The organism is Streptomyces sp. ALB3, from assembly GCF_044385685.1.
Taxonomy (GTDB): domain Bacteria; phylum Actinomycetota; class Actinomycetes; order Streptomycetales; family Streptomycetaceae; genus Streptomyces.
Map to the genome: position 1 here is coordinate 67,148 of NZ_JBISCE010000044.1, position 17,629 is coordinate 84,776.

The 17,629-nt window shown below is 72.3% G+C and carries 15 protein-coding genes and 1 tRNA gene; 12 read left to right on the forward strand and 4 right to left on the reverse strand.

From position 1 onward, the window contains the following. Window positions 1–89 precede the first annotated feature (89 nt). The 6 genes from ACHFIV_RS28865 (at window position 90) to ACHFIV_RS28890 (ending at window position 6,420) form a co-directional block, all read left to right on the forward strand. A complete protein-coding gene (locus tag ACHFIV_RS28865; RefSeq protein ID WP_398975096.1) occupies window positions 90–1,685 on the forward strand; it encodes an MFS transporter in 1,596 nt (531 codons plus the stop codon). A 144-nt stretch (window positions 1,686–1,829) separates the two neighbouring features. Further along, window positions 1,830–2,339, forward strand: coding sequence for a DUF485 domain-containing protein (locus ACHFIV_RS28870; RefSeq protein WP_398975098.1), 510 nt, complete (start codon window positions 1,830–1,832; stop codon window positions 2,337–2,339). Beyond that, entirely contained in the window at window positions 2,336–3,943 is a 1,608-nt protein-coding gene (locus ACHFIV_RS28875) for a cation acetate symporter (RefSeq protein WP_398975100.1), read from the forward strand. Before ACHFIV_RS28870 ends, ACHFIV_RS28875 begins: the two co-directional genes overlap by 4 nt. Before the next feature lie 43 nt (window positions 3,944–3,986). Further along, a complete protein-coding gene (locus tag ACHFIV_RS28880) occupies window positions 3,987–4,790 on the forward strand; it encodes an alpha/beta fold hydrolase (protein WP_398975102.1) in 804 nt (267 codons plus the stop codon). Beyond that, window positions 4,790–6,073: a PP2C family protein-serine/threonine phosphatase gene (locus ACHFIV_RS28885; RefSeq protein WP_398975105.1), complete on the forward strand. Its 1,284-nt coding sequence runs from the start codon at window positions 4,790–4,792 to the stop codon at window positions 6,071–6,073. Before ACHFIV_RS28880 ends, ACHFIV_RS28885 begins: the two co-directional genes overlap by 1 nt. Then, a complete protein-coding gene (locus tag ACHFIV_RS28890; protein ID WP_398975108.1) occupies window positions 6,070–6,420 on the forward strand; it encodes an STAS domain-containing protein in 351 nt (116 codons plus the stop codon). The genes ACHFIV_RS28885 and ACHFIV_RS28890 overlap by 4 nt, the downstream gene beginning before the upstream one ends. Window positions 6,421–6,519: 99 nt before the next feature. Here ACHFIV_RS28890 and ACHFIV_RS28895 read toward each other — a convergent pair whose 3' ends face one another. The 3 genes from ACHFIV_RS28895 to ACHFIV_RS28905 all read right to left on the reverse strand — a co-directional run bounded on the left by ACHFIV_RS28895 (window position 6,520) and on the right by ACHFIV_RS28905 (window position 11,108). After that, window positions 6,520–7,416: a cellulose-binding protein gene (locus ACHFIV_RS28895; protein ID WP_398975110.1), complete on the reverse strand. Its 897-nt coding sequence runs from the start codon at window positions 7,414–7,416 to the stop codon at window positions 6,520–6,522. A gap of 204 nt (window positions 7,417–7,620) precedes the next feature. Further along, a complete protein-coding gene (locus tag ACHFIV_RS28900) occupies window positions 7,621–10,134 on the reverse strand; it encodes an SUKH-4 family immunity protein (protein ID WP_398975114.1) in 2,514 nt (837 codons plus the stop codon). Continuing rightward, window positions 10,131–11,108 (reverse strand): SMI1/KNR4 family protein, encoded by a 978-nt coding sequence (locus ACHFIV_RS28905; RefSeq protein ID WP_398975117.1) that lies wholly within the window; start codon window positions 11,106–11,108, stop codon window positions 10,131–10,133. Before ACHFIV_RS28905 ends, ACHFIV_RS28900 begins: the two co-directional genes overlap by 4 nt. A 237-nt stretch (window positions 11,109–11,345) precedes the next feature. Between ACHFIV_RS28905 and ACHFIV_RS28910 the strand changes: the two genes are divergently transcribed. Then, complete coding sequence (locus ACHFIV_RS28910) at window positions 11,346–11,867, forward strand: YwqJ-related putative deaminase (protein WP_398975120.1); 522 nt, start codon at window positions 11,346–11,348, stop codon at window positions 11,865–11,867. Between the two features lie 10 nt (window positions 11,868–11,877). Then, window positions 11,878–12,396, forward strand: coding sequence for an SUKH-3 domain-containing protein (locus tag ACHFIV_RS28915; protein ID WP_398975123.1), 519 nt, complete (start codon window positions 11,878–11,880; stop codon window positions 12,394–12,396). A gap of 20 nt (window positions 12,397–12,416) precedes the next feature. On the opposite strand, the gene ACHFIV_RS28920 is transcribed toward ACHFIV_RS28915, so the two are convergent. Further along, window positions 12,417–13,733 carry a sensor histidine kinase gene (locus ACHFIV_RS28920; protein ID WP_398975126.1) on the reverse strand — a complete coding sequence of 439 codons (1,317 nt, stop codon included), beginning with the start codon at window positions 13,731–13,733 and terminating at the stop codon, window positions 12,417–12,419. A 262-nt stretch (window positions 13,734–13,995) separates the two neighbouring features. Here ACHFIV_RS28920 and ACHFIV_RS28925 point away from each other — a divergent pair. From ACHFIV_RS28925 to ACHFIV_RS28940, 4 genes are all read left to right on the forward strand, one after another. Beyond that, window positions 13,996–14,068, forward strand: a tRNA-Gln gene (locus tag ACHFIV_RS28925). A gap of 109 nt (window positions 14,069–14,177) precedes the next feature. Then, window positions 14,178–15,626, forward strand: a complete 1,449-nt coding sequence (gene glmU / locus ACHFIV_RS28930; RefSeq protein ID WP_398975129.1) for a bifunctional UDP-N-acetylglucosamine diphosphorylase/glucosamine-1-phosphate N-acetyltransferase GlmU — start codon at window positions 14,178–14,180, stop codon at window positions 15,624–15,626. Window positions 15,627–15,745: 119 nt separating this feature from the next. Beyond that, window positions 15,746–16,723, forward strand: a complete 978-nt coding sequence (locus tag ACHFIV_RS28935; RefSeq protein WP_398975131.1) for a ribose-phosphate diphosphokinase — start codon at window positions 15,746–15,748, stop codon at window positions 16,721–16,723. A gap of 188 nt (window positions 16,724–16,911) precedes the next feature. Then, on the forward strand, window positions 16,912–17,499 hold the full coding sequence (locus ACHFIV_RS28940) for a 50S ribosomal protein L25/general stress protein Ctc (protein WP_398975134.1): 588 nt from the start codon (window positions 16,912–16,914) through the stop codon (window positions 17,497–17,499). The last annotated feature ends 130 nt before the right edge of the window (window positions 17,500–17,629 follow it).

Genomic DNA, 17,629 nt, shown 5'->3' on the forward strand with positions numbered 1-17,629 from the left:
GGTCTCACGCCTCGGCCTGCGACTCCCGTCGCGGCGCGGACGGTGAGACAGTGACCTCCAGGAAATAGGTGCATAGGGAAGGAACCTCTGTGGGCGGCACGGACGGAACCGGCGGCACGGACAGCCCGGAAGCGGTGCACGGGACGGCCGTCCCGAAAGCGGCACCGGACACCGACCGGGGCCGGCGCCCGGTCGTCGCGGCCCTGATGCTCGGCATGGGCCTCGCCGCGATCGACGGCACCATCGTCGCGACGGCCGTCCCGCAGATCGTCGGCGACCTCGGCGGTTTCTCCGTCTTCTCCTGGCTCTTCTCCGGTTACCTGCTCGCCGTGACCGTCACCCTGCCGGTGTACGGAAAGCTCTCCGACACCTTCGGCCGCAAGCCGGTCCTGGTCGCCGGCATCATCCTCTTCCTCGCCGGCTCACTGCTCTGCGCCGCCGCCTGGAACATGGCCGCCCTCATCGCCTTCCGCGTCGTCCAGGGTCTCGGCGGCGGCGCCCTCCAGGGCACGGTGCAGACCATCGCCGCCGATCTGTACCCGCTCAAGGAGCGGCCGAAGATCCAGGCGAAGCTGTCCACCGTCTGGGCCACGTCGGCCGTGGCCGGACCGGCGGCCGGCGGGCTGCTCGCCGCCTACGCCGACTGGCGCTGGATCTTCCTCATCAACCTGCCGGTCGGCGCCGTCGCCCTCTGGCTGGTGGTCCGTCACCTCCACGAGCCGGCCCGCCCCCGCCCGGCCACCCGTCCCCGTACCGACTGGGCGGGCGCGCTCGCGATCTTCGCCACCGGGGCGCTCCTGCTGACCGCTCTCGTCCAGGGCGGTGTCGCCTGGCCCTGGCTCTCCGCGCCCTCGCTCGGCCTGCTGGGGGCGAGTGCCGCGCTGGCCGCCCTGACCGTCGTCATCGAACGCCGCGCCGCGGAACCCGTCATCCCCGGCTGGGTCTGGCGGCGCCGGACCATCGCCTCGGTCAACCTCGCCCTCGGCGCGATGGGGCTGCTCATGGTCGCGCCGACCGTCTTCCTGCCGACCTACGCCCAGTCGGTCCTCGGACTGGGCCCGATCGCCGCCGGGTTCGTCCTGTCCGTGATGACCCTGAGCTGGCCCGTCGCCGCCGCCCTCTCCGACCGGGTCTACAACCGCATCGGCTTCCGCCGTACCGCGATCACCGGCATGTCCGGGGCGCTGCTGGTCCTGCTCTGCTTCCCCCTCCTGCCCTACCCGGGCGCCGCCTGGCAGCCCGCCCTGCTCATGCTGCTGCTCGGCGCGACGCTCGGCCTCTTCCAGCTCCCGCTGATCGTCGGGGTCCAGTCGACGGTCGGCTGGGCCGAGCGGGGCACGACGACCGCGTCCGTGCTCTTCTGCCGCCAGGTCGGCCAGAGTCTGGGAGCCGCCCTCTTCGGCGCCGTCGCCAACGCCGTGCTCGCCTCCCGGCTGGCCGACTCCCCCACTCCGGGGCTGCCCGGCGACCTGGACGCCGTGTCGCACGCCCTGGAGGATCCGGCGGCCCTCACCGCCACCGCCGCGGACTCCCTGCGGCGGGCCGTGGACACGGCGGTCGACCACGTGTTCGCCGGGGCCGCTGTCGCCGCCGCGCTCGCCCTTCTGGTGCTCGTTCTCGTCGCCCCGCGCCGCTTTCCGGTCCTGGACGAACACGAGAGCGCTCCCTCGGTGTCCAAGGACTAGACAACTGGCGGGTTACCTGGGGTAGTTCGCCGTTTACCCTGCCCCTGCGCGATACCCGCGAGTAACGTACGCGCTCCCTACAGCGCACCCGCGCTCCTGCCTTGCAGCCCGCCACCGGGCCCGAGCCATGCAAGGAGCACCGCCATGCCGTACGACTCGCAGCCGCCCCCGCACCGCCACCACCCCACGCCACCCCCGCACCGTCCCGCCCCGCCCCCGTACCCCGGTGACTACCTCCTGCCGTGGCAGAGCTCCCCGCCCCCCGCACCGCCGCGCCGCCCCGCACCCGTACGGGGCACCACCCCCTCGCCCGGCCACCACAGCGACCTGCGGCGGCTGCGCACCGCCTACCGCGTGCTGCGCCGCGTCTCGGCCCTGACCGCCCTCGGCTACTTCACCCTCTTCCTCCTGCTGTCCGGCTACGCCCCCGCCCTGATGACCCGCCCCGTCGGGGACGGCACGCTCACCACCGGTCTCCTCCTCGGCCTGTGCCAGCTCCCCGTCGCGCTGGCCGCCATCGCCGTCTACGAGTGGACCGCCCACCGCACCGTCGACCCGCTCAGCGCCGGACTCCGCGACCGCGCCGGCCACAGCACCCGGAACGGGGCCGGCCACGCCCCGGCGGAGGACCGCAGGAAGGGAGCCGGCCGGTGAACGGTTTCGACGAGTCCGCCCAGACGCTGTCCCTCACCGCGTTCATCGCCGTCGCCAGCGTCACGCTGCTGCTCTGCGTCATGACCGGACCCGACCGCGACGACCTCGACGCGTTCTACACCGGCTACCGCTCGCTCTCACCCGTGCGCAACGGTCTCGCCATCGCCGGCGACTACGTCTCCGCCGCCACGGTCCTCGGCACCACGGGGGTCATCGCCCTCACCGGCCACGACGGAGTGGTCCTCGCCCTCAGCACGGCGCTCTCCTTGGTCCTGCTGATGTTCCTGCTCGCCGAACCCCTGCGCAACGCGGGCCGGTTCACCATGGGTGACATGCTCACCCGCCGGGCCCCCGGCCGGGCCGCCCGCATCGCCTCGTGCGCCGTCACGCTCGCCGCGCTGCTGCCCCTGATGGTCGTCCAGCTCGCCGGCAGCGGCAGTCTCCTCGCGTTCATCCTCGGCTTCGACAGCTCCGGGTTCCGCACCGGATCCATCATCGCCCTCGGCGCCGTCATGATCGGCTACGCGGCCATCGGCGGCATGAAGGGCACCGCACTGATCCAGATCGTCAAGACCGTCGTACTCCTCGGCGCGGGACTCCTCGTCTCCGTGCTCGTCCTCGACCGCTTCGCCTGGGACACCGGCGCCCTGCTGCGCGCCGCGGAGGCGGGGAGCGGCGCGGGCACCGCCTACCTGCACTCCGGGCTCCAGTTCGGGGGCAACGACCTCGACATGATCAGCGCCGAACTGACCGTCGTACTGGGCGCCGCCTGTCTGCCCCACATCACCATGCGGATGACCAGCGTCAGCAACGCCCGTGCGGTCCGCCGCTCCCTGTCCTGGGCCGTCTGCGTGGTCGTCGGCCTCTGCCTGCTCCTCGCAGTCATCGGCTTCGGAGCCGCCGCCCTCGTCGGACACGACCGCATCACCGCCGCCGGGGCCCAGGGCAACAGCGCCGTCCTCCAGGTCACCGGCGCCGTGGCGGGCGGCGGCGCGGCAGGCGCGCTCGTCGTCACCACCATGACCACGGCGATCTTCCTGACCCTGCTCGCCTCCGTCGCCGGCATGATCCTGGCCTGCGCCAACTCCCTCGCCCACGACCTGTTCGCGCACAGCCTGCGCGCCGGGAGACCGGTGAGGAACCGTACCGAGATGGCCGCGGCCCAGGGTGCGGCCGTCGGCGTGGGGGCGCTCGCGGTCACGCTGGCCGTCCTCGCCCGGCACTGGAACGTGCAGGCCCTGGTGACGCTGTCCTTCTGCATCGGCGCGTCCGCGATCGCCCCGGCGCTCGTCTACAGCATGTTCTGGCGCCGCTTCACCCGCACCGGCCTGCTCTGCACCCTCGTCGGGGGCACCGCCTGCGTCCTCGTCCTGATCACCGGCACCAACCTGGTCTCCGGCTCACCCGGAGCCGTCTTCCCCCACCGTGACTTCAACTGGTTCCCCCTCACGACCACCGGCCTGGTGTCCATCCCCTTCGGCTTCCTGGCCGGCTGGCTGGGCACCGTGTCCGGCAGGGACAAGGACGCCACCGGGCAGCGCCGCCAGTACGAGGCCGTGGAACCCTGGATCCTCGCCGGAGCCCCGCCCGCGGGGCGGCGGTGAGACCGCGGGACCCGGCCCCGCCACGGAATGCGAGGATGCCCGTATGGACATAGTCAGCAGGAACAACGTCACCGTGACAGGCCCCCAGGGCGCACCGGTCCTCCTCCTGGCACACGGGTTCGGCTGCGACCAGAACATGTGGCGGCTGGTGGCGCCCGCGCTGGCCGAGAACCACCGCGTGGTGCAGTTCGACTACGTGGGATCGGGCCGCTCGGACCTCTCGGCGTGGAGCGAGGCCCGCTACGCCGCGCTCGACGGGTACGCCCAGGACGTGGTGGAGATCTGCGAGGCGCTCGACCTGCGCGAGGTCCGGTTCGTCGGGCACTCGGTCAGCGCCATGGTCGGCGTGCTCGCGGCAGCGGCGGCGCCGGACAGGATCGCCTCACTGATCATGATCGGCCCCTCCCCGTGCTACGTCGACTCCCCCGGTTACCGGGGCGGATTCAGCGCCGACGACATCGACGAACTCCTGGAATCACTGGAGGCCAACTACCTCGGCTGGTCGGCGGCCATGGCGCCGGTCATCATGGGCAACCCGGACCGTCCCGAACTCGGCGAGGAACTGACCAACAGCTTCTGCGCCACCGACCCGGCCATCGCCCGCGTCTTCGCCAGGACCACCTTCCTGTCCGACAGCCGCGACGACCTGAAGACGGTGAGCGTGCCCACCCTGGTCCTGGAGTGCTCGCAGGACGTCATCGCCCCCCGGGAGGTGGGCGCCTACGTCCACGCGGCCGTCCCCGGGAGCCGCCTCGTCACCCTGGACGCGACCGGCCACTGCCCGCAGCTGAGCGCCCCCGAGGCGACCGTGGCCGCCATCGCCGACTTCGTGGGAAACCAGCAGTGATGTGCCGCACCGGACCGGGTCCCGACCTGCCGGAGGGCGGGACCACCGCGTCCACCGACGCGGCGTTCACCGCCCTGCTGGAGGACAGCGCCGACGAGCTCTACGAGTCCGCCCCCTGCGGCTACCTGTCCACCCTCATGGACGGAACCGTGGCGAAGATCAACACCACGCTGCTGACCTGGCTGGGCCGCTCCCGCGAGGAGGTGGTGGGGCGCATGCGCTTCACCGACTTCCTCACCGTCGGCGGCAAGATCTACCACGACACGCACTTCGCCCCCCTCCTGAGCATGCAGGGGAGCGTCAGCGGGATCGCCCTCGACATCAAGAAGGCCGGTGGCGGCCGGATCCCCGTGCTCATCAGCTCCCTGACCAAGACCGACGACGAGGGCCGGCCCCTCCTGATCCGCACGACGGTCTTCGACGCCAGCGACCGGCGCGCCTACGAGCAGGAGCTGCTGCGTGAGCGCCGGGTCGCGGAAGAGGCCCGCCGCCAGGCCGAGGAGGACCGCGCACGGCTTCAGGAGGCTCTCGCGGTCCTGCAGCAGAGCCTGCTCCCGGCACAGCTCCCCCCGGTGCCGGGCATGGAAGCCGCCTCGCACTACCACACGGCCTCACCGGACCGGCTCGGCGGAGACTTCTACGACCTGTTCCCCCTGGACGGCAAGCGCTGGGCGTTCTTCCTCGGCGACGTGTGCGGAAAGGGCCCCCAGGCCGCCGCCGTCACCTCCCTGACCCGCTACACCCTGCGGGCCGCCGCCCTCCACGACCCGGACCCCGTGGCAGCGCTCTCCACCCTCAACACCGTTCTCCACGAGCGGTACGCCTCGGGCGACCCGCGCTACTGCACCGCCGTCTTCGGCGTCCTCGAACCCGACGGTGACACCGTGAAGGTCGAACTCGCCTCCGGCGGGCACCCCCCGGCGCTCGTCCTGCGCCACGACGGCCGGGCCGACTACCTCCCCACCCCCGGCGGACTCCTCGTCGGCATCATGCCCGCGGCCCCGTTCACCTCCGCCAGGACCGTGCTGACGGCAGGGGACACCCTCCTGCTCTACACGGACGGACTCACGGAGGCCCGCGTGGGCGAGAAGCGCGACCTGTTCGGGGACGAGGCCCTGCGCGCGTTCGCGACGGGTCTCCCCCACACCGGACCACGGGAGGTCATCTCGGCGATGACCGGCCTGCTCAACAGCTTCGGCGACGGCCTGGACGACGACACCGCCCTCCTCGCCCTCGGCGTCCCCACCGACCGGCCCCTCCCTGGAGGCGACACCCTGACATGAGCCCGATGACGACGATCGTCCGCGTCACCGAGACCGGACCTGTACTCCACATCGCGGGAGAACTCGACTACAGCACCGCCGCCGAACTCCGCCAGGTGGTGACGGGCCTCGCCCTCGCACCGGGCCAGCGGCTCGTGCTCGACCTCGCGCACCTCGCCTTCTGCGACTCCAGCGGCATCACCGCCTTCATCGTCGCCCGCAACCACGCCACCGCCGCCCAGGCCGACATCGCCCTGGCCGCCGTGCCCGCCGCGGTCCAGCGGATCCTGCGCGTCACCGGGCTCGACCAGGTGTTCGCCCTCGAACCCGGTCAGGACACACGAAGAGGCAGGGCCGTCGGCGACTGACCGCACGTCTCCGCGGACGCACACCACGCCGGGACCACGCACCGGCGTCCAGGCCGGCACCCCGGCGCACGGACAGCCACGCCCGCGCCCGGCACGGCGTCACTCCACCGGGTCCGCGGCCGCACGCCCCGTCAGAGCCGCCAGCGAATGACGCACGTGTGCCATGTGCGCCTGCACCTCCTCGCGGCCCTCCTCGTGCTCCCGCAGGATGCGCTCCGTCTCCCGCACCACACGTTCCTCCGCCACCCTGGCGCCCGACAGCAGCTCCGCCGCACGCGCCTGAGCGTCCTCCTGACCGTGACGAGCCGCCTCCTCCGCCTCGGCGAGCTCCCGCCGCGCCGCCTCCAGCAGCGCCTCACCACGCGCCGTCAGCTCCGCCTCGCGCTCCGCCGCCGCGGCCTCCGCACCGGCGATCTCGGCTTCAGCTGCCTTGCTCCGCTCCGCGTGCTCCTGCTCCTGATGCGCCAGCACACCCGCCGTACGCCGACGCGTCTCAGCCATCTCCGCCTCAGCCGCCCCACGCACCTCACCGGCCTCCTGGCGCGCCTCTTCCACCAGCGCCCCGGCGGCCTCCCGCGCGGCGGCCAGCACCTCCTCCGCACGGGCATCGGCCGCGGCCCGCACCGCCCCCGCCTGCTCACGCGCCGCCGCACGGGCCTCCCGGCCCGCCGCGTCCGCCGCGTCCCGCAGTGCCTGCCCCTCCTCCAGCGCCGCGCTCCGCAGGGCCTCCGCCTCGGCCTCGGCCAGAGCCAGGATCTGCTGCGCCCGCTCCCCCAGCGACCGGTACGTCTGCGGCGCGAGCGAGGCCACCACCTCACCCAGCCGCGCCGACTCCGACGCCAGCTCCTCCGCCAGCGCCGTCAGCCGGGAGAGCCGCTCCAAGGCCCCGTCCCGCTCCGCGGACAGCGAGGCCACCACGCGGTCCACCTGATCGGGACGGTAACCACGCCCCCGGACACCGACGAAACCGCGCACGGACACCGGTCCACCACTCATCCCTGAAGCCCTCTTTCCCGCTCTCCGACGCCCCGGCCATGAAGCAATACGTCAAGGATGCGGTAATTGGCCCGGAAGTCGGAATCGATCAGCCGCTTTCAGGACGGAAGCGACCCGCATCACAGGACCCCACACGAAAGGCGCCCGTCCCCACAGGGAACGGACGCCTCTCGCACACGACAGATCAGATCCGGCCGGACCGGGTCACAGCAGCCCGTCCCACATCTGCTCCAGCAGAACCGACCACCAGCCCTCCGGCGACGCCAGCGCCGCCGGATCGATCGCCACCAGCTGCGCCTGGAAATCGACCGTCCAACGCCCCGCCTGCTCCGGATTCAACCCGAACCGCAGCCGCCACATCCGGCCCAGCAACGCCATCGACCGCACGAACTCCGGCAGCCCCGTGTTCACGAACTGCGGCGGCACCGGCCGACCACCCGGCCCGGCCTCCACCGGCACGGCCACGATGTTCGCCGTCCCGTACTGCACACAGATGGCCCGGCCGAAGTCCGAACCCATCACCAGATACGAACCCGCGTCCGAGGCCGGCTGCACCTGCCGCTGCGCGGCCAGCTCCGCCAGCGTCGGCACGACCGGATGACCCGGCTGCGCCCAGAAGAACGGCCCGAAATCAGCGGGCAGCCCCGCCCACACCAACGTCCGCGCCACCACCTCCGGCACACCCTGACGGGACACCGCACGCTGGTCGAAACGCAGCACACCGGGGCCGAACGCCCCGTGCAGCTCCTCCGCCAACGCCTCCGGCGGCACCGCCATGGCCGGCGGCACCTGCGGCAGCGGCGCCCGCACCGGAGCCGGCCGCGCCGGACCGTCGGCCACCTGGTGCAGCTCGCCCTGATGCGTCAGCAGATGCTGCATGCCCTGCTGACGGCTCGCGTGGTCCGTGCCGTACGGCGCCACACTCGTGATCCGGACCTGCGGCCAGGTCTCCCGGATCATCCGCGCACAGTAACCACCCGGAAGCTCACACGACTCCAGCTCCGTGTGCAGCTCGATGACCTGCTGCGGCGGCACGTTCATCGCACGCAGCTCGTGCAGCATCTGCCACTCGGGGTGCGGAGTACCCGGCGCCGAACGCCGGATCAGCTGCTGCTCACTGCCGTCGGGCGCACGGAAACGCAGCACCGCCTGGTACCCCGGGCCGACCGTCGGCAGACCCGGGGGCTGCTGCGGGTAGCCGTACGCCCCGGGAGGCGGCGGAGTGTGCGGACCCGGCATCCCGGCACCCCCGGGAGGCCCCGGAGGACCGGGCGGCAGCGGCGCACCCGGGCCGGCCTGCCCCGGACCCGCCAGCATCGTCGCGGCATGGTGCACCCCGCCCCCCGGCGGAGGCGTCGCCCCCGGCGGAGGACCAGGAGGACCGGGAGGGCCAGGAGGCGGCGTGGAACCCGGCGGGGGCGGCGGCACGGCACCCGGGGCACCCGGCGGACCGGGAGGAGCCGGGGGCCCCGGCGGGCCCGGAGGACGCGGCGCGTTCGGGCCCCCGATGCTCGCGTCGGCGAACATCGTCGCAGCGTGGTGCATCCCGCCGCCCGGAGGCGGCGTGGAACCAGGAGGGCCGGGCGGAGCGGGGGGAGCGGGCGGCCGAGCACCCGGAGGAGGCGTCGCACCGGACGCCGGCGCACCGGGAGGACCGAGCTGCGACACCAGTTGCGTCGGCACGTACCCACCCGCCGGCGCACCCGGCGCACCCGGCCCCGAAGGCGGCGGAGTCGCCCCCGGCCGTACACCCGGCGTGCCCGGCGCCCCCGGCGGCGGCGGAGTCGTCGGCCCCGCCACCCGCGCACCCCGCGGCGGCACGGCGGCCTTGCTCGTCGCCGCGTCCGCGATGTCGCCCGCACCCGGCCGCGGAGCGGCAGGGATCCCGGGACCGGCGGAAGCCCCCGCGGGGAAGGACCCCGGCGGCGGAGCCTGCGGGTCCAGCCCCGGAACGAGCGCGGTCGACGGCAGCTGACTGCCACCCGACATCAGCGCCGTGGGCGCCTCCGCCGACACCACCGGAGGCGGAGCCCCGTCATCGTCCGACCCCGACAGCGGCGGCGCGAACACCGTCGCGGGCAACGGCACACCACCGTCGTCCGTGCCCGCGTTCGTGTCCGTACCCGCCCAGGGAGTCGCCCCGGCCGGCACCCCGTCGTTCGCCGTCGGCTCGTGATCCGCCTGCCCGCCGGCAGCCGGCCACTCCGCCCCCGGGACGGCAGCCGACGACGGAGCGGGCTCCGGAGCGCCGGACGGCGACCCGCCGTCCGGCGCAGGGGAGGAGGACGACGGCGTGGAGGCGGAAGGCGGCGCGTCCACCTCCGCACGCTCGTCCGGAATGCCAAGCTTGTCGGCCGCCTCCTGCAACCACTCCGGCGGAGTCAGCAGGAAGGACGTCTGATTCAGATCGATACGCTGCGGCGGCTCCGGCGCGGCCCGCACCTCCGCCGACGCCCCGTAGTCCTCCTCGTAGCGCCGGATCACCTCACCCACCGGGAGCCCCGGCCACAACGTGGCCTCACCGCTGTCCCGGGCGATCACCAGCCGCTGGCGGCCCCCGTCCGAGACGGGGCCCTCCGCCCGGTCCTCGGCCCACACCACGAACCCCAGCTCGAACTCACGGACCCGGACCTCACGGTGCTGATACGGGGGCACGTCACCGTTGACCCACTCGTCCGCCCGCTCCTGCGCCTGCGCGAACGTCACCACCGCGCTCACCCCTCCACCGGGACGGCCCGCGCGAAGCCACCGTCCACCATCAGATTCGCCACCGTCTCCAGCTCCGGCGGATTGCCCGCGAGACGCTGGAGGAAGGCGTCGAAGTCCTCACCGCACGGCAGCAGGAGCCGGTCGACCCGCTCCTGCACGCCCCAGCCGTCCTGATCCCGCGCGTCGTCGTAGGCGCAGAACCACACCGACCCCACGTCACCGCCGCGCACCTTCACCGCCAGGATGCCGCCCTGGACGAAACCCACGCCCAGGTAGTCCTTCGTGAAGTGATCCCGCAGACACTTGTTCACATACACCAGGTCGTTGACCGCGGCCTCCTCACGCACCGTGAAGAACGGCTGGTCCACCAGCAGACCGAGCTCAGCGTCCAGCGCCGCACCCACCGGCGCCGAACCACCGGCCGCCTTCAGGAACGACCGGTACGCCCCCGGCAGCCGGTACCCCAGGTCCTCCTCGACGCCGAGGATCTGCTGCTCACCCACGGCCACGGAACCCTTCGGCAGCCGGAAATGAGCGGGCCGCGTCTCCTGGAGCGGCCGCGTACCCCGGCGCTCCTGGTCCACCGAAGCCGTCGCGAGGCCACCGTGGTGGCGCAACAGCGCCTTCACCTCGACCGGCACCAGCTCCATCCGCCGGCCACCCGCCACGTGGTGCCACGTCCACCCGTGCGGAGTCGCCACCGCGGGAATCGTGTCCCACAGCTCATGCCCGCTCGCCGCCAGCGCCGCGTTCGCCGACACGTAGTCCGTCAGACGCAACTCGTCGACACCGAAGCCCGGAGGAGGATCCGCGATCTCAGCCGCCGCACGCGCGTACGGCGAAAGCACGGGATAGCCGTCCCCGTCCACGCGCACACCCCTGGGGTGGCGGGACGCCCGGACAGGATCCGGGAAATGCACGACCTGCCCGGCATAGGCCGCGTTCGGTGGCGCGGCTTGCTGCCCGAGCCGACCTGTCGTCATGGCGGTTGCCCCCTGCTGCGTCCGGTGTTCCGCACAGCCTATGCGGTGACGCAACAAGGCCCCCCGCCCCCGCACCCCACTCACCGAGCGTCACCGCCGCGTGACGGACACACGACGATTCGGCCCCCGGGTCACGACACGCAGACACGTTTCACCGACCCAGCTTCCCCACCACCCTGCATATTTGGCAGGCTGTCCCCCGCAACTCGGGGGATTGCAGGGAGGGACACGAGCACCATGCGCACAGCACAAGCAGTCACATCCGGAGACCCGCGACTCAGTTGGAGCACCACCGAGCCCAGCCGCCCACCGCACCTCCACCACCGCCGCGACGGCATCCTGCCCGCCGTGGCCGCCGCCTTGTCCGTACGCGGGGAGACACTCACCTGCACCGCGGGCAAGGGCGACCAGCCACCCGTCCTCCACCCGCTCGTGCAGGACTTCCTCGACACCCTCACCAGCAACCAGCGCGAACGCTTCACCGGGCGCTGCCCCGAAGCCATACTCCTGTCACGCCAGCTCACCGCAGCCGACGAAAGCCGCTCCAAGCGGGCCCAGCGCAAACCCCTCACCAACGGCGAAGCCCGGCGCGCACTCAAACACGCCCGCCTCACCGCCCGCCGCATCCGCGAGGACGGCGACCCCCTCCACGGCAGCTACGCGCCCCCGTGCCGTTCCTGCACGGTGATGCTCGCCCACTTCGGCGTACGCCCCGTCGACCTCACCACAGGTGCGGCGACCACCGCCGAGAAGGGCTGAGCACACCACCATGCACGACCGGAACGACGTACCCGGCCAGCAGAGCCGCACCTCCACGACCCGCTTCCCCGTCGCCGTCGACGCCGCACTCCGCGACGCCGGCTGGCAACCCGGCCGCTGGGACATCCGGCAGGCCGAGGAGTGGGCCGACGCCCTCCGTTCCCACTCCTCCCCCGCCGGGCACCAGCACGCCGTCTTCCCCGCAGCCGTCGAGGCCTGGGCCGAATTCGGCGGACTGCGCCTCACCCCGTCCGCACCCGGCCGGCAGATCGCGACCACCACCGTGCGCATCGACCCGCTCAGCGGACTCCACCTGGCTCGCACACTCGGCGACCTCGGACGCGCGCTCCGGACCGAAGTCGCCCCCCTCGGCGACGAAGGCGACGGACAGGCCGTCCTCGCCATCGACAGCGAAGGACGCGTCTACTCCATCGACCACACCGGCGACTGGTACCTCGGCTCCGACATCGACCGGGCCCTCGAAACGCTCGTGACCGGCACACAGCCCGCCCGCCTCACCTCCGGCTGACCCCCCGGAGCGCAGGAGCTCTACGCCGCCTCACCGTCCGGCAGCACCGCCGACACGCGGAAACCCCCCGCGTCCGTCGGCCCCGACACGAACACGCCCCCCAGGCCCAGCACCCGCTCCCGCATCCCCACCAGACCGTTGCCACCGCTCGGCAGCCCCGCATCAGCCGTCACACCGTCCGTGGGACCGTTCTCCACCTGCATGGCGACCTCCGCCCCCCGATGCGCCAGCCGTACCCACGTCCGCGCGCCCGCCGCGTGCTTGTGCACGTTCGTCAACGCCTCCTGCACCACCCGGTACGCCGTCTGCTCCACCTCCGGCGCGTACGGACGCAGCTCCCCCTCCACGGACAGCTCCACCGTCATCCCCGCCTCGCGGGACTGCGCCACCAGCGCCTCCACCTCGCACAGCCGCGGCCCGTCCTCGACCGCCGCGGCCGCGGCGGCTGCCGCCACCCGCCCCACCGACGCCAGCGGCACCCGCCCCGACGGCGCGGCCACCAGGGCGTCCCCGCTGCGCAGCACCCCCAGCATCTCCCGGAGCTCCGTCAGCGCCTGCCGGCCCATGTCCCCCACCAGGGCCGCGTTGCGCACCGCCTTCGCCGCGTCCTTCGGCGCCACCGCCTGCAACGCCGCCGCGTGCACCACCATCAGACTCACCCGGTGCGCCACCACGTCGTGCATCTCCCGCGCGATCCGCGTCCGCTCCTCCGTGCGCGCCCACTCGGCCCGCTCCTCCGCACGGTCCGCCAGCAACGACAGCTCCCGCTCCAGCGAGTCCGCCCGCTCCCGCAGGCTCTCCATCAGCCGTCGCCTGGCACCGATGTAGAGACCGAAGAGCACCGAGGGCGCCGTCAGCCCCAACGACATGAAGAGCGAGACCCCCGGGACGTACCAGACACCCGGCCCGAAGTCCGCGTGATCACTCACGCTCTGCCGCAGGCGCACGTAGGAGACGATGAACGTGCCGACGAGCGTCATCCCCGTCAGCACCACCGTGATCCTGCGCGGGACGTCGGAGGCCGCCAGGGTGTACAGCCCCACGATCCCCATGAGGAAGCCCATCTCGGCCGGCGTCGTCGCGATCGACACCAGCACCACGGCGATCGGCCACCGCCTGCGCAGCACCAGCACCGACCCCGCCAGCAGCCCGAAGAGCACCCCGAACGGCACCGGCAGTCCGGTGTCCCGGGCGAACTCCACTCCCTCCAGCGCACACTCCAGCGCCGAGAGCAGCGCAAGCCCCACGTCCAGGGCGACACCGCGCCGCCGCTCCCACCACCAGTAGCCGCGGGTGGTCGGACCCGCCGCTTCCCGGTCTGCCCCCGTTGCGGTCATGGCATCCAGCCTACGGGCGGACGCATCTCATTTTCCGGGGACTCCGTCAGCACGGAAGGTGACCGGTCGTGCCGCGATCCCACGCTCCGGCGGGCCGGGCGTCCCCTCGGCCCGGCGGCGGGGGACTCCTGCGGCAGGGGGCTCCCGGGCCGCCCTGACCGAGAGCGCGGAGCTCCGTCGTCGCGTGGAAGGCGCTTGGTACGGCATAGTGTTGGGTGCCGATCCGGCGGGCCGGAACAATGTCCGGTTCAGTCGGTATTGATCCCCCATGGTGTAATCAGGCAGCACTGCGGTTTTTGGTACCGTCTGTTCAGGTTCAAATCCTGATGGGGGAGCTCCGGCACGCGGGCCCCGACCTCTCCGGTCGGGGCCCGCGCTCGTTTCGGGCACAAACGCCCCCGGTATCCTGCGGGTGTCCACCACCCGAAGCCGAAGGGCACATCCGTGAGCGCCAACCCCCCGGCAGCAGTCGTCGTCCTCGCAGCGGGTGAGGGCACCCGCATGAAGTCGAAGACCCCCAAGGTCCTGCACGAGATCTCCGGGCGCTCGCTCGTCGGACATGTCGTCGCCGCCTCCAGTGAGCTCGCCCCCCAGCACCTCGTCGTGGTCGTCGGTCACGCCGGCGAGCAGGTCACCGCGCACCTCTCCGCCGGGGACACCCCCGTGCGCACCGCCTACCAGGCCGAGCAGAACGGCACCGGCCACGCGGTCCGGATGGGCCTGGAAGAGCTCGGCGGATCCGTGGACGGCACCGTGATCGTCGTGTGCGGGGACACCCCTCTGCTGTCCGGCGGGACCCTGTCCGCGCTCGCCGCCACCCACGCGGCCGACGCGAACGCCGTGACCGTGCTGACCGCCGAGGTCCCGGACTCCACCGGCTACGGCCGGATCGTGCGCGACGCGGGCACCGGTGCCGTCACCGAGATCGTCGAGCACAAGGACGCCACCGCGGCGCAGCGCGCGATCCGGGAGATCAACTCCGGGGTCTTCGCGTTCGACGGCCGCCTGCTGAGTGACGCGCTGGGGAAGGTGCGTACGGACAACAGCCAGGGCGAGGAGTACCTCACCGACGTGCTGTCGATCCTGCGGGAGGCCGGGCACCGCGTGGGGGCCTCGGTCGCGGGCGACCACCGGGAGATCCTCGGGATCAACAACCGGCTCCAGCTGGCCGAGGCCAGGCGGCTGCTCAACGAGCGGCTCCTGGAGCGCGCCATGCTGGCGGGCGTGACCGTCGTGGACCCGGCGTCCACCCTGATCGACGCGACCGTGACGTACGAGCGTGACGCGATCGTGCACCCGGGGACCCAGCTGCTGGGTGCGACGCACCTCGCCGAGGACGCCGAGGTGGGCCCGAACTCCCGTCTGAGGGACACCGTCGTCCACGCGGGCGCCCGGGTGGACAACACGGTCGCGGACGGCGCCGAGGTGGGCCCCGGGGCCTCCGTCGGGCCGTTCGCGTATCTGCGGCCGGGGACGCGCCTGGGGGCGAAGTCGAAGGCGGGTACGTACGTCGAGATGAAGAACGCGACCATCGGGGAGGGCACGAAGGTGCCGCACCTGAGTTATGTCGGGGACGCCACGATCGGTGATCACACCAACATCGGCGCGGCGAGCGTGTTCGTGAACTACGACGGGGTGGCCAAGCACCACACCACGATCGGGTCGCACTGCCGGACCGGGTCGGACAATATGTTTGTGGCGCCTGTCACGGTCGGGGACGGCGTCTACACGGCTGCGGGCTCGGTCATCACCAAGGACGTGCCCGCCGGTTCGCTGGCTGTCGCGCGGGGCCAGCAGCGGAATATCGAGGGCTGGGTGGCCCGGAAGCGTCCTGGGAGCGCTGCGGCTCAGGCCGCTCAGGCGGCCGTGCAGGAGTCCGACGGCGAAAGCTGACCGGAAACAGGTGCGCCGAAGGCGGCGTACCGTGATAGATGCTCACCCATTTCGGCTGGCTCGTCGCACATCGGGACACCTGCGCGCGGCGCCAGATACACGTCTGAGGAGACTGTGCTGTGACCGGGATCAAGACGACCGGCGAGAAGAAACTGATGCTCTTCTCCGGCCGCGCCCACCCCGAGCTGGCCGAGGAGGTCGCACATCAGCTGGGTGTCGGCCTCGTGCCGACGAAGGCCTTCGATTTCGCCAACGGTGAGATCTACGTGCGGTTCCAGGAGTCCGCTCGCGGTGCCGACTGCTTCCTGATCCAGAGCCACACGGCTCCGATCAACAAGTGGATCATGGAGCAGCTGATCATGCTGGACGCGCTGAAGCGCGCGTCGGCACGGTCGGTGACGGTGATCGTGCCGTTCTACGGCTACGCCCGGCAGGACAAGAAGCACCGTGGTCGTGAGCCGATCTCGGCGCGCATGGTCGCGGACCTGATGCAGACGGCGGGCGCGGACCGCATCCTCACCGTCGACCTGCACACGGACCAGATCCAGGGCTTCTTCGACGGCCCGGTGGACCACCTGTTCGCACTGCCGATCCTGGCGGACTACGTGGGCGCGAAGGTGGACCGGTCGAAGCTGACGATCGTGTCGCCCGACGCCGGCCGGGTGCGGGTCGCGGACCGCTGGTGCGACCGTCTGGACGCGCCGCTGGCGATCGTCCACAAGCGCCGCGACAAGGACGTGCCGAATCAGGTCAGCGTCCACGAGGTGGTCGGTAACGTCGAGGGCCGGGTGTGCGTCCTGGTCGACGACATGATCGACACGGGTGGCACCATCTGTGCCGCCGCGGACGCCCTGTTCGCGCACGGCGCCGAGGACGTCATAGTGACGGCCACGCACGGTGTGCTGTCGGGCCCGGCGGCGGACCGGCTGAAGAACTCGAAGGTCAGTGAGTTCGTGTTCACGGACACGCTGCCGACGCCGGGTGAGCTGGAGATCGACAAGATCACGGTGCTCTCGATCGCGCCGACGATCGCGCGTGCGGTGCGCGAGGTCTTCGAGGACGGTTCGGTGACGAGCCTCTTCGAGGAGAAGGACTGACCACCTGCGGGTGATCGACTTTGGGTGCGGCCTCCCCGCCGGGTAGACTCAGTGAGTTGCTCGGCGAGGGAGGCCGTTCTCATGCGTGGTCATGGGGACCGGTGCTCCGTTATCGACGCGCTCTTCGTAGCAGGCCTGTCGTGGGCCGGGTGACCATCGGTTTTTCGTCACCTCACGAGGAGTGCAGCATGGCTGAGATCAAGCTCGACGCAACGGTCCGCACGGAGTTCGGCAAGGGCGCTGCCCGTCGCACCCGTCGCGCCAACCTGGTTCCCGGGGTCGTCTACGGCCACGGTGCTGAGCCGGTTCACGTCAACCTGCCGGGCCACGACCTGCTTCTCGCCCTGCGTACCGCCAACGTCCTGATCGGTCTCGAGATCGACGGCAAGGACGCCCTGGTGATCCCGAAGGCCGTGCAGCGCAACGCCATCAAGGGCCACATCGAGCACGTCGACCTGCTGACCGTGAAGCGCGGCGAGAAGGTCAACGTCGAGATCGCGGTGCACGTCGAGGGCGACCTGGCGCCGGGTGGCAACCTGCTCGAGTACGTGCAGAACACGCTGCTCGTCGAGGCCGAGGCCACGCACATCCCCGAGTCCGTGACGGTGTCGATCGCGGGCCTGGACGCCGGTGACTCGATCCTCGCCAAGGACGTGCCGCTGCCCAAGGGTTCGGTGCTGGCGGGCGACGAGGACGCCGTCGTGCTGCAGGTCGTCTCGGCGCAGGCCGAGGAGCCGGCCGGCGAGGGTGCCGAGTCCGAGGGTGCCGAGGGCTGAGCCTCGCCCCACCTGCTTGACTGACGGGGTGGCGGTTCCCTTCCGGGGGTGCCGCCGCCCCGTCTTCCTGTACCCACCCGTTCCGACGCGTACCAACCCGCCCTGTCCGGCGTGTACGCACTGCGAGGAG

Coding starts and splice junctions, on each gene's coding strand:
- ACHFIV_RS28880 (WP_398975102.1), top strand. CDS start 3,987: ATGGACATAGTCAGCAGGAACAACGTCACCGTGACAGGCCCCCAGGGC.
- ACHFIV_RS28915 (WP_398975123.1), top strand. CDS start 11,878: ATGCACGACCGGAACGACGTACCCGGCCAGCAGAGCCGCACCTCCACG.
- ACHFIV_RS28895 (WP_398975110.1), bottom strand. CDS start 7,416: ATGAGTGGTGGACCGGTGTCCGTGCGCGGTTTCGTCGGTGTCCGGGGG.
- ACHFIV_RS28905 (WP_398975117.1), bottom strand. CDS start 11,108: ATGACGACAGGTCGGCTCGGGCAGCAAGCCGCGCCACCGAACGCGGCC.
- ACHFIV_RS28890 (WP_398975108.1), top strand. CDS start 6,070: ATGAGCCCGATGACGACGATCGTCCGCGTCACCGAGACCGGACCTGTA.
- ACHFIV_RS28920 (WP_398975126.1), bottom strand. CDS start 13,733: ATGACCGCAACGGGGGCAGACCGGGAAGCGGCGGGTCCGACCACCCGC.
- ACHFIV_RS28870 (WP_398975098.1), top strand. CDS start 1,830: ATGCCGTACGACTCGCAGCCGCCCCCGCACCGCCACCACCCCACGCCA.
- ACHFIV_RS28910 (WP_398975120.1), top strand. CDS start 11,346: ATGCGCACAGCACAAGCAGTCACATCCGGAGACCCGCGACTCAGTTGG.
- ACHFIV_RS28940 (WP_398975134.1), top strand. CDS start 16,912: ATGGCTGAGATCAAGCTCGACGCAACGGTCCGCACGGAGTTCGGCAAG.
- ACHFIV_RS28885 (WP_398975105.1), top strand. CDS start 4,790: ATGTGCCGCACCGGACCGGGTCCCGACCTGCCGGAGGGCGGGACCACC.